This is a genomic window from Paraburkholderia sp. SIMBA_030, assembly GCF_046535245.1.
In the GTDB taxonomy this organism is placed as follows: Bacteria; Pseudomonadota; Gammaproteobacteria; order Burkholderiales; family Burkholderiaceae; genus Paraburkholderia.
The window spans coordinates 406598-418554 of record NZ_JAWRXB010000005.1 but is presented as its reverse complement, the minus strand read 5'-3'; the positions used below and the strand labels follow the sequence as shown (position 1 = coordinate 418554).

Annotated in this window: 8 protein-coding genes and 1 pseudogene; 6 read left to right on the top strand and 3 right to left on the bottom strand. The window is 61.7% G+C overall.

Annotated features, from left to right (window positions below):
• Positions 1-105: 105 nt before the first annotated feature.
• The 3 genes from SB772_RS11475 to SB772_RS11465 all read left to right on the top strand — a co-directional run bounded on the left by SB772_RS11475 (position 106) and on the right by SB772_RS11465 (position 4773).
• Positions 106-1377, top strand: coding sequence for a YeaH/YhbH family protein (locus SB772_RS11475; protein WP_410833372.1), 1272 nt, complete (start codon positions 106-108; stop codon positions 1375-1377).
• Positions 1374-3089 carry a SpoVR family protein gene (locus tag SB772_RS11470; RefSeq protein WP_410833371.1) on the top strand — a complete coding sequence of 572 codons (1716 nt, stop codon included), beginning with the start codon at positions 1374-1376 and terminating at the stop codon, positions 3087-3089. The genes SB772_RS11475 and SB772_RS11470 overlap by 4 nt, the downstream gene beginning before the upstream one ends.
• Before the next feature lie 379 nt (positions 3090-3468).
• Entirely contained in the window at positions 3469-4773 is a 1305-nt protein-coding gene (locus tag SB772_RS11465; protein WP_410833370.1) for an MFS family transporter, read from the top strand.
• Between the two features lie 76 nt (positions 4774-4849).
• Here the strand turns inward: SB772_RS11465 and SB772_RS11460 are convergent, their stop codons facing one another.
• Positions 4850-5899 carry a glycosyltransferase family 2 protein gene (locus tag SB772_RS11460; RefSeq protein ID WP_410833369.1) on the bottom strand — a complete coding sequence of 350 codons (1050 nt, stop codon included), beginning with the start codon at positions 5897-5899 and terminating at the stop codon, positions 4850-4852.
• A gap of 288 nt (positions 5900-6187) precedes the next feature.
• Positions 6188-7076 (bottom strand): annotated as a pseudogene (locus tag SB772_RS11455) (LysR family transcriptional regulator).
• A gap of 102 nt (positions 7077-7178) precedes the next feature.
• Here SB772_RS11455 and SB772_RS11450 point away from each other — a divergent pair.
• On the top strand, positions 7179-8168 hold the full coding sequence (locus tag SB772_RS11450; protein WP_410833368.1) for a zinc-dependent alcohol dehydrogenase family protein: 990 nt from the start codon (positions 7179-7181) through the stop codon (positions 8166-8168).
• 208 nt (positions 8169-8376) lie between these two features.
• On the opposite strand, the gene SB772_RS11445 is transcribed toward SB772_RS11450, so the two are convergent.
• Positions 8377-9780, bottom strand: a complete 1404-nt coding sequence (locus SB772_RS11445; RefSeq protein ID WP_410833367.1) for a DHA2 family efflux MFS transporter permease subunit — start codon at positions 9778-9780, stop codon at positions 8377-8379.
• A gap of 145 nt (positions 9781-9925) precedes the next feature.
• Here SB772_RS11445 and SB772_RS11440 point away from each other — a divergent pair, with 145 nt between their 5' ends.
• Positions 9926-10786 carry a LysR family transcriptional regulator gene (locus SB772_RS11440; protein ID WP_410833366.1) on the top strand — a complete coding sequence of 287 codons (861 nt, stop codon included), beginning with the start codon at positions 9926-9928 and terminating at the stop codon, positions 10784-10786.
• Positions 10787-10905: 119 nt separating this feature from the next.
• The gene (locus tag SB772_RS11435; protein WP_410833365.1) at positions 10906-11952 is read left to right on the top strand and encodes a LacI family DNA-binding transcriptional regulator; all 1047 of its coding nucleotides are present in this window, start codon (positions 10906-10908) and stop codon (positions 11950-11952) included.
• Positions 11953-11957: the final 5 nt, after the last annotated feature.

The following is an 11957-nucleotide window of genomic DNA, read 5'->3' as shown; positions in this document are numbered from 1 at the left end:
ATGGGATGGGCGTAAGCGCTAAAGCGCCAACGCCCATCGACACGCTCTGCATGGGATGGGCGTAAGCGCTAAAGCGCTAACGCCCATCGACACAGGAGACCGGGTGTGCTTCATCAAATCATCGACCGCAGGTTGGCAGGCAAGAACAAGAGCATTGCAAATCGCGAGCGCTTTCTGCGCCGCGTTAAGAACTATATTCGTCGCGCCGTTTCGGAGGCGGTGCGCGACCGGAGCATCAAGGATATTCAGAACACCCAGAGCATCACCATTCCGCGCAAGGACATTGCGGAGCCGTCGTTCCGGCACGGTCCAGGCGGCAAGCGGGAAATGGTGCATCCGGGCAATTCCGACTACATCCGCGGCGACAAGATCCAGCGCCCGCAAGGCGGCGGTGGCGGAGGCGGGGGCAATCAGGCCAGCAACGAGGGCGAGGGTCAGGACGACTTCGTGTTCGAACTGAGCCGCGAAGAATTCATGCAGTATTTCTTCGACGATCTCGAACTGCCGCGTCTCGTCAAAACCCATCTGATGGCCGTGCCCACGTGGAAGAGCATCCGCGCCGGCTGGGCGGCCGAAGGTACGCCGAACAATATCGACGTGGTCCGTTCGCTGCGCAGCGCGCTCGGCCGGCGCATCGCGCTCGGTGCGCCGCTCGTCAACCAGTTGCACGAGATGGAACGGCAACTTGAAGTGATGAAGGCCGATCCGGACGATCGCCGCGAAGACATCAAGGTGCTCGAAGAAGAAATCCACCATTTGCGCGGGCGCATCTGGCGTATTCCATTCATCGATCCGTTCGATCTGCGTTATGTGAACCGGGTGAAGCAGCCTACGCCGTCCAGCCAGGCCGTGATGTTCTGTCTGATGGATGTGTCCGGTTCGATGGACGAGCAGCGCAAGGACCTCGCCAAGCGCTTTTTCATCCTGCTGTATTTGTTCCTGAAACGGAATTACGAGCGCATCGAGGTGGTGTTCATCCGCCACCACACGCGCGCCGAGGAGGTCGACGAAGACACCTTCTTCCATTCGACCGAAAGCGGCGGCACGGTGGTGTCGAGTGCACTGGAGCTGATGCAGAAGGTGATGGAGGAGCGCTATTCGCCGACTGAATGGAACATTTACGGCGCTCAGGCCTCGGACGGCGACAACTGGACTGACGATTCGCCCAAGTGCCGCAAGATACTCTCGGGTGACATCCTGGAGAAGGTGCGCTATTTTGCGTATATTCAGGTAACGCCCGAAGAGCAGAATTTGTGGCTCGAATATGCGCAACTGGCCCTGAGCCAGCCGCACATGGCGATGAAAAAGGTCGAGACCGCGGCCGATATTTATCCGGTGTTTCGCGAGTTGTTTGAAAAGCAGGTGGCGTCTTCATGACGAAAAAGCACTTGCACAACGAAGCGCGCGGCTATCAGCCGGAGCGTGGGAAAGGCGTGCCGCAGCATCAGTCGGGGCATGCCGAGGCCGGGGTGGACGATACTGGAGCCGCCGCAGCCGGAGCAGCCGATGCCGCTGCAGCACGGGGACACACCGGAACGCCCACTGAGGGGCAAAGGGAAGTCCGTATGAACGTAGCCGATAGACGGCCTCTGCCGTGCCCGTCCGACTGGACCTTCGAATTGATCGAAGAGTACGACTCGCATATTGCTGTTGTTGCAGAGCAATATGAACTCGACGTGTATCCGATCCAGCTGGAACTTATCAGCGCCGAACAGATGATGGACGCTTACGCGTCCGTCGGCATGCCGGTGAATTACCGTCACTGGTCGTTCGGCAAGCACTTTCTCTCCACCGAAAAAAGCTACCGTCGCGGGCAGATGGGGCTGGCGTACGAGATCGTCATCAATTCGAATCCGTGCATTGCGTACCTGATGGAAGAGAACACGATGACGATGCAGGCGCTCGTCATCGCGCACGCGGCCTACGGGCACAACTCGTTCTTCAAGGGCAACTATCTATTCAAGCTGTGGACGGATGCGCACGCGATCATCGACTACCTTGTCTACGCGAAGAACTACATTGCGGAGTGCGAGGAGCGTTATGGGCTCGACAGGGTGGAGGAACTACTCGACTCGTGCCATGCGCTGATGAATTACGGCGTGGACCGTTATAAGCGGCCGCAGAAACTCTCGCTGGAGAAGGAGTTCGCGGCGCGCCGCGAGCGCGAGGCGTACCTGCAATCGCAGGTCAACGAATTGTGGCGCACCTTGCCGACCCGGAACACGCCGTTGCCGGAGGAAACCGAGGAGCGCTATCCGCCGGAGCCGCAGGAAAATCTGCTGTACTTCGCCGAGAAAAATTCGCCGCTGCTGGAGCCTTGGGAGCGGGAAGTGATCCGCATCGTGCGCAAGGTGGGCCAGTATTTCTATCCGCAACGGCAAACCCAGGTGATGAACGAAGGCTGGGCGACATTCTGGCACTACACGTTGCTCAACACGATGTATAACCAGGGCAAGCTGGAAGACGGTTTCATGATGGAGTTTCTCCATTCGCACAGCAACGTGGTCTACCAGCCGCCGGTGACGAAGCCGTACTACAGCGGCATCAATCCGTATGCGCTCGGTTTTTCGATGATGAGCGATATTCGCCGGATCTGCGAAGCGCCGACGGACGAGGACCGCAAGTGGTTTCCGGAACTGGCCGGCAGCCCCTGGCTGCCGGCGATGCACTACGCGATGCGCAATTTCAAGGACGAGAGTTTTGTCGCGCAGTATCTGTCACCGCATCTGATTCGTGAAATGCGTCTGTTCTCCGTGCTCGACGATGATATGCGCGATGCGCTCGAGGTGTCCGCGATTCATGACGACAGTGGGTATCAGTACGTGCGGCAGGCTTTGTCGCGGCAGTACGATATGCATCATCGGGAGCCGAATATTCAGGTGTGGGCGGTGAATACGCGCGGCGATCGGAGTCTGACGTTGCGGCATTTCATGAGTGATAACCGGCATCTGTCTTCCGATAGCGATGAGGTGCTCAAGCACATGGCCCGGCTGTGGCAGTTCGACGTGTATCTTGAGAGCGTCGACGAGAATGGCACTGTCCGCAAGCGGTATGAATGTCGGTATGTGCCTCCGGCGGTTAGGGTTTGAGGGTTGGTGCCTTTGGCGGCGGAATTTTTCCGTGGCACCTACAGCATTGACCTTTCCTTGAATTGATCGTGCTGCGGCAGCGCACGTCTATGCACGTACGGGTCGCAGCACGAGGGCAAGGCAAGCCTGTTCATCTACCAGCCACAGCGCTACGGCGACAAGAAAAGGCCAACGCCGCAGGCACTCGAACATAAGCACCACGCAGGAAAAAAACGACAACTCCATTTCCCATTCCCGCGCCAGCGACCGCAACAAACCCCATCTTCCCTTACGATTCTGTAAAATCCGCGCACACGCGCCATGTACACCGCTGCGTGCGTGTTTTGCAGGCGGCGCTACGACCGCTTCCTCCGTTTAAAAAACAAGGAAAGACAACAGCATGACCGACCTAACCGACCAAGCCGTGGCCTCGGCACACGACACTCGCCGCCGCATCTTCGCGATCGTTGGCGCTTCATCGGGCAATCTAGTCGAGTGGTTCGACTTCTACGTGTACTCGTTCTGCGCGCTTTACTTCGCACCAGCGTTCTTCCCGAGCGGCAACACCACCACGCAGTTGCTCAACACCGCCGGCGTGTTCGCGGCCGGCTTCCTGATGCGCCCGATCGGCGGTTGGTTCTTCGGGCGTCTCGCCGACAAGCACGGCCGCCGTACCGCGATGATGGTCTCGGTGTTCATGATGTGCGGCGGCTCGCTCGTGATCGCCGTGCTGCCCACCTATGCGCAGATCGGCGCATGGGCGCCGGCGTTGCTGCTGGTCGCGCGTCTGTTCCAGGGCTTGTCGGTTGGCGGCGAGTATGGCACCAGCGCCACCTATATGAGTGAAGTCGCGCTCAAGGGGCGCCGCGGTTTCTTCGCATCGTTCCAGTACGTCACGCTGATCGGCGGCCAGTTGTGTGCGCTGCTGGTGCTGGTGGTCCTGCAACAGACGCTCTCCACGGAGGAACTGAAGGCGTGGGGCTGGCGCGTGCCGTTCGTGATCGGCGCGGTGGCGGCGCTAGTGGCGCTGTACCTGCGTAAATCGCTCGACGAAACCACCACCGCCGAATCGCGCCAACGCAAGGAAGCCGGCACGCTGCGCGGTCTCTGGCTGCACAAGGGCGCATTCATGACGGTGCTCGGCTTCACGGCCGGCGGTTCGCTGATTTTCTACACCTTCACGACCTACATGCAGAAGTACCTGGTCAACACGGCCGGCATGCACGCAAAGACAGCCAGCAACGTGATGACCGCCGCGCTCTTCGTCTACATGGTGATGCAGCCCGCGTTCGGCGCGTTGTCGGATCGCATCGGCCGGCGTCGTTCGATGCTGTTCTTCGGCTTCTTTGCGACGATCGGCACGGTGCCGCTGCTGCACACGCTGAAAGACGTCACGAGCCCGTATGCGGCCTTCGGCCTGGTGGTGGTGGCGCTGGCGATCGTCAGCTTCTATACGTCGATCAGCGGGCTGATCAAGGCCGAAATGTTTCCGCCGGAAGTGCGCGCGCTCGGCGTCGGGCTCTCGTACGCGGTGGCCAATGCGATCTTCGGCGGCTCGGCGGAGTACGTCGCGCTGTGGCTGAAGTCGGTGGGCAACGAGTCGATGTTCTACTGGTACGTGACCGCGTTGTGCGCGATCGCCGGTCTCGTGTCGCTGCGGATGCGCGATCCGTCGAAAGAAGGATATCTGCGTAACGAGCCTTGAAGCTCGAACCGCACGCTTGAGCCATGATCGAGGCGCAGGCAATGCCTGGAGACTGGCACCAGGCGTTGCCGCACGCCTAGATGAGCTCGGAGCGATCCGTGACTGCGGTTGGATCGACGACGGCGGCGGGCGCCGCCGCCACCGCCACCGTCACCGCCCGCTGCCGCGCAGCCGCCGCGCGCGAGAGCATCAGCAAATGATAGTAAAGCCGCATGTCGAAACCGTAGTTGTACGCGAACAGATGGGTGAGCGCGATCTTCAAGCCGAGCAGCGGCTTGCGATTCTTCGCGTAGACCGACACGACGATCGGCACGAGCCGGCGCAATGCGAGTTTGCGCGACGGCTCCAGTTGCGGCGGCAGTTTCAGCGCTTTCACGAACGCGTAGGCGGTGACGGTTGCCGCGATCGTCGTGCCACGCGTGCTATGCGAAATCGAGGTCGCCGTCTTGCGATAGACCGACACGTATTCGTGCAGATAGAAGACCTCGCGCGCGGCGAGACAGAGTTCGGTGCCGAACACGAAATCGCAGCACATGCCGTACTCTTCCTTATAGCCGATCCGCTTCACGAGTTCCGCGTTGGCCATCCAGCCGTTGTTCGGGAACATCTGGATCAACCCGGTTCTGCCAGCGAGCGGCTGCAGACCTTCCGCACCTCTGGTGCGTCGGAACGCGGTGTTCAGGCGCGTGCTGGCGTCGAAGTCGACGGCGCCAGTATGATCCGCCTCGTACTGGTTGGCGAACGCCACTTCGAGCTGCGGGTGAAGCTTCCATAGCGTTACCAGCTTTTTGATGCCGTCGGTCGTGAGGAAATCGTCGTCGTGAATCAGCAGGATCTTGTCGCCGCTTGCCCGCTTGAAAAGGCTCGCGACATTACGCGCCTGGCCGAGAGACGGCTGATTCCGCTCATAGCGGATGCGCGGCTCGTGAGGATAGCGCTGCGCGATCAGTTGCCGGGTGCGGTCGTCGTTTGAATCGTCGCCGATCACAATCTCCAGATTGCCGCACGTCTGCGCGAGGCACGAATCGATACACTGTGCGATCAGCTCGGGCCGATTGCAGGTTGGCAGGCAAATGGAAACTTTGGGGGAGGGAGGCGAGCTGGACGAGGTTGGGAGGCTGAACATGAGCGTCTCCGTTCTTATCTGTTGAAGGGCGGCAGCCGGTTCGCTTCGCGCACACTTTGCTGCATGCAGCAAAATAGTCCATCGCTTAAAAAAAATAATCAGTAATAATTCGGAAAAAATGTCTTCCCTCCGAAAGGGCGCCGAAGGGTGAAATGCTGCCGCTTTGCCGCCTGACCGGCAGCAAAGCCGCTTGCTTATAGATTCTGGCGCTATTTTCGACTGGCTGACGGGACTTTTGCCTCGTCCGTTTCGCGCTAGCTGAACGCGCGCGGTGGGCGGCTGGCACATTCAACCGAACGTCGCCACGACGAAATCGATGAAACTGCGCAACTTGGGTGTCGATTTCCGATCGGGCGAGAACAGGATATGCATCGGCCGCGACGGTGATTCATAGTCCGGCAGCACTTGCACGAGCCGGCCGCTGGCGAGATCTTCATCGAGCATCTCGCGCGGCTGTTGAATGATGCCGAGACCTGCCAGCGCGGCACTGCGCAGCGCCTGACCCATTATTGATCGAAAAGCGGCTCGTCACTCGCACGGTGTGCAGTCCTTGCGCGTCCGTGAACTCCCATTCCGGCATCGGACCGCGCGCCCAGTAAGCAAAGCCCAGGCATTCGTGTTCGACGAGATCCGCGGGCCGCACGGGCCCGCCGTGCTCTTCCAGATAAGCGGGCGACGCGCACGCCACCAACCGGTACGGCGCGAGCGAGCGTGCGATCAGCCGCGAGTCCGGCAGCGGCGCAATCCGCACCACTGCGTCGAATCCTTCGTCGACCAGATCGACGATGCGGTCGCTCAGCGTCAGATCGATATCGATCTCCGGATACTGCTTCATATACCGCGCGAGGGCCGGCGTGAGACTGTGTGCGCCGAAGCTTACCGGCGCGTTGATTTTCAGCGTGCCGCGCGGCGCTGCCTGCAAATTGGCCGCCAGTGCGTCCGCCGCGTCCGCTTCGGTCAGCACCGCCTTGCTGCGCTCGTAGAAGGCACTGCCCGCTTCGGTCAGGCTTTGACGGCGCGTGGTGCGGTCGATGAGCCGCATGCCGTAGCGCGTTTCGAGAAAGCGGATGTGCTTGCCGACCATCTGCGACGACAGCCCTAGTGCCGCCGCTGCAGCGGCGAACGAGCCGGTTTCAGCCGCCTTGACGAATACCGCCATGCTGGTAAGTCGATCCATGATTGGAAACCAGATGTTTTGATAGATGGATCAAAAGCGCGATTTATCGCCGTAATGGTTCGAATTATAGTGAGTTCATATCTAACCTGTTGGAGAGTGAACATGCCGCGTATCGTACGAATTCATGAAAACGGTGGCCCTGAAGTGCTGAGGATCGAAGACGTGGAGGTCCCGCCGCCGGGGCCGGGTGAGATCGCGTTGCAGGTCAAGGCGCTCGGCCTGAACCGTGCCGAATCCATGTTCCGTTCGGGACATTACGTCGAGAGCCCGGTGTTTCCGGCGCGCCTTGGCTACGAAGCGGCGGGGATCGTGAGCGCGCTTGGCGCCGGGGTGACGAACGTGGCGGTCGGCGACCACGTGAGCGTCATTCCGCCTTTGTCGATCACGCGGTGGGGCATGTACGGGGAGGTCGCGACCGTGCCGGCCGAGATGGCGGTGAAGCATCCGGCGTCGCTGAGTTGGACTGAAGCCGCGGCGATCTGGATGCAGTACGTGACGGCATGGGGCGCGCTGATCGACATTGCGAAACTACGAGCGGGCGATGCGGTGATCATCACCGCGGCCTCGAGCAGTGTTGGATTGGCGGCGATCCAGATCGCGAAGATGGTCGGGGCGACTTCCATTGCGACGACGCGGACGCGGGCCAAACAGGATGCTTTGCTGGCCGCCGGCGCGGATTATGTGATTGCTACTGCTGAAGAGGATTTAGTTGCGCGAGTGCGGGAGATGACGGGCGGCAAGGGCGCCCGGGTTGCGTTCGATCCCATTGTCGGGGCGACGTTTGCGCAGCTTGCCGAGGCGATGGGCGAAGGCGGGATTCTGTTTGAGTATGGCGCGCTGAGTGACGAGCCGGCGGCGTTTCCGCTTTTTCCAATTCTTTCGAAGGGGTTGACCGTTCACGGCTACCAGTACAAACAGATCGTACGGGATCCTGAGCGACTTGCAAGGGCCAGGAAGTTCGTGCTCGATGGACTCGCTAGTGGGGGGCTGACGCCGGTGGTGGATAAGGTTTTTTCGCTCGATCAGATTGTCGAGGCCCATCGGTATCTTGAGTCCAATCAGCAGTTTGGCAAGATCATTGTGGTGGTTTGATTTTTTTGCTTTTGCGGCAACTGTGGCGCTAGCGGAACAGGTGAACCGGCTCGGCCGCTTCGACGCCGTGTTCCATCACGCGGTGCCCGGCTGTCGCGAGCCGCATCAGGCGGTGTATGACGTCGCCGTGCAAGACCGTTTGATCGAAGCCTGCGAGCGATTTTCCGGCATCCGCTTGGCGGGAGTGAGAAAGCCGCCTCGCAGGTATTCAGCGGCCCGCGCCCTGTGCCGCAGGCGCGCGCGCCGTGCTGGTGTCCGGCGCTTCTTCGTCGAGATGACGAAACACCCATGCCGACACCAGCGTAATCGCGCCGACGCAAACGAAGCTCAAGCGGAAGCCGAGTGCCGCCGAACCCCATTGCGCGAAAAACAGATTCACCAGTGCGCCGCCGATCGATACGCCCAATCCCATTGCCAGCATCTGGACCATGGAAAACAGACTGTTGCCGCTACCGGCGTCTTCATGCGAAAGGCCTTTGAGCGTGACGCTGTTCATCGCCGCGAACTGCATCGAGGCGGCCGCGCCGAACACCATCAGAATCGCGATTTCGACCACAGCTGGCGTGGCGCGCGAAATCAGCGCGAACGCAACGATCGATGCGCCCACAATCACCGTGTTGACGAGCAAAAACGTGTCGTAGCCATAGCGGCGCACGAGCTGCGCAATCCAGCGTTTCGCGACGGCGCCGGCCAGCGCGGCGGGCAGCATCATCAAGCCGGAATGGAGCGGCGTATAGCCCAGTTGCAACTGCATCAGTAACGGCAGCAGGAATGGCACGGCGCTCGCGCCGATACGGCACAGCAGATTGCCGATCAGTCCCACGCTGAAATTCGGCTCGCTGAAGAGCGCGAGTTTGAAGAGCGGGTTGCGGTGGCGCCGTGCATACGGGATGTAAGCGAGCGCGCTGACGACGGCGAGCGCAAAAAGGCCCGCCGACCAGGCCGCCCGATGTGTCTCTACCGGCGCATCCACCGCCAGCGAAAACGCGATCATGCACAGCGACAGCAGCCCACAACCGGCGAAGTCGAACGGCGGCGCCTGAGTGGTCCCATGCTGCGGCAAAAACCGCCGTACCGCGTACAGGCCCACCACGCCGATCGGCACGTTGATCAGAAAGATCCAATGCCAGCTGATCGCCTGAACGAACCAGCCGCCGAGTGTTGGTCCGACAATCGGCCCGAGTTGGCCGGCAACCGATATGAAAGCCAGCGCCGATACGTATTGCTCGCTGGAAACGCTGCGCAGTACCGCGAGCCGTCCTATCGGCAGCAGCATCGAACCGCCCAGGCCTTGCAGCACGCGCGCCATGACCAGTTGACCGAGCGTATGCGCGCTCGCGCAGCAGATCGAGCCGAGCACGAACACGAGGATCGCGGCGAAATAGACCCGCCGCGTGCCGAAGCGGTCGGCGAGCCAGCCGGAGGCGGGTGTGAGCATCGCCATGGTCAGGGTGTAGGCGACCACGATCGGCTGCATCGCGAGCGGCGGGACGTGCAGGCTGTTCGCAATCGACGGCAACGCGGTGTTGACGATCGTCGTGTCGAGCGCCTGCATGAAGAAGCCGGCGGCGACGATCCAGAGCAACGCGGTGTGGGATGAATCCTGGGTCATTGGGAGGCGAGGGTACGGCGTGAGGCCGTGTCATGAACAATCGTTTGGGGATTTCGCCATCTTATTGACATCATGGTCAATCGGGAACCCCACTAGCGACGTTGACTGTTATCGACTTTGCCGATAACCAGGACGACAATGGCGCATGCTCAATCCCATCTGGCTCAAGACCTTCGCGACGGTGGCCGCCTGCCATAGCTTTACTGAGGCAGGGCGGCAGCTCGAACTGACGCAGTCGAGCGTCAGCGAGCATATTCGCCGGCTCGAACAGCGTGTCGGCCGGCGGTTGTTCGTGCGCGATACCCACTCACTTGCGATGACACCGGACGGCGAGGCCATGCTTGCGCACGCCAGCGTGATCCTGCAGGCGCTGGCGCGGGCCGAATCGCAGTTTCGCGCTCCGCGCCTGAAGGGGCGCGTGCGGCTCGGTTCGTCGGACGATGTCGCGCTCGGGCCGTTGCCGACCGTGCTGGCAGCGTTTCGCGACGCGCATCCCGATGTCGAGCTGGAAATCACCATCGGCATGACCGGCAAGTTGTACGAGTTGCTGGACGCGGGGTCGATCGATCTGCTGGTCGGCAAGCGCCGTCTGGGCGACCGCCGCGGCGTGCCGCTCTTCACCGGGCGGCTGGAGTGGCTGGCGCGCATCGGCACGCGTGTCGACCTGACGCAGCCGCTGCCGCTGATTCTGGTTGCCGAGCCGAGCGTGACGCGGGCGGTCGTGCTCGATGCGCTCGCCGAAGCCGGCTTTAGCTGGCAGGTGGTGTGCACCAGCAGCAGTCACTCGGGCTGCATCGCAGCCGCCCGCGGTGGGTTGGGGATCACGGTGCGTCCACAGTATCTCGCCGCGCGCGGCCTCGCGCCGCCGCTGAACGCCGCCAGTCTGCCGACGCTGCCATCGGTGGAATTCATCGCGCTGGCGGCCAAACGGCTCAGCCGGCCGGCGGGCACGTTGCTGCAACTGCTGCACGACAGCGATTTGCGCGGCTCGTGGATCGGCGAGTAGCAGGGCGCTTGACAGGCGAAGGCCCGCGCCCGACGGTGGCCATTCCTCAAGGTGCCGCGTTATAGTATGCCGCACAGGGAAGGCGCGATGGTGCGCCTCGACACCGGGCAGGATGCAAGTTGACCAAAGAGATAAAGAAGAGAGCGCCGCGTCGCAAATCGAATGCGATTTCCGTGGTAGATGTCGCACGCGCGGCAGGGGTATCGACCGCGACCGTTTCGCGCGTGTTGAACGGCAACGCAAAGGTAGCGGCCGAACTGCAGAACCGCGTGCGCGACATCGCGCGGGAACTCGGCTACACACCGCACGCGGCGGCGCGCGCGCTGGCATCGCAGCGCTCGAAAACGATCGGGGCGGTGATCCCATCGCTGGAAAACCAGAACTTCGCGATCGGTGTGTTCGCGCTGCAAAAGCGCATCGGGGAGGCCGGCTATACATTGCTGCTCGGATGCTCGTATTACGACCAGGAAGACGAGCTGAAGCAGGTCCGCGCCCTCATCGCGGACGGCATCGCCGGGCTGATGCTCGTGGGTCGCAGCCACTCGCCCGCGCTCTACGAACTGATCGAAAAGGAACAGATTCCGCTCGTCAATGGCTGGACAGTCGATCACGACCATCCGTATGTCGGCTTCGACAACGTGGCGGTCGGCCGTCGCCTTGCCGACTATCTGCTCGATCTCGGGCACACGCGCTTCGGCATGATTACGCAAATGACGCAGCACAGCGATCGCGCGGCTGATCGCATCATCGGCGTGCGCGCGGCGCTACAGTTGCGCGGGCTGCAGTTGCGCCACGAGCATCTGATCGAGATGCCGCATAAGATCATTGAAGGCCAGATGGCGATGAAGGCGCTGATGAACGGCCCCGAGCGTCCTACGGCCGTCATCTGCGGCACCGATCTGCTTGCAATCGGCGCGCTGGCCGAGGCGCGCGAGTCGGGTATCGACGTGCCGGGCGACCTGTCGATCGCCGGCATCAACGACATCGAGTTTTCCAGCTTCACGTCGCCGCCGCTGACGACCATGCGGCTGGCCGCCGATGAAATCGGCGCGCGCAGCGCCGAGTATCTGCTCGCCCGGATCGAAGGACGGCCCGTGAGTTCGCAGTACATCGTGCCGACCGACCTGATCGTGCGCGGCACGACGGCACGTCCTCGCAGCGCCTAGGCAAC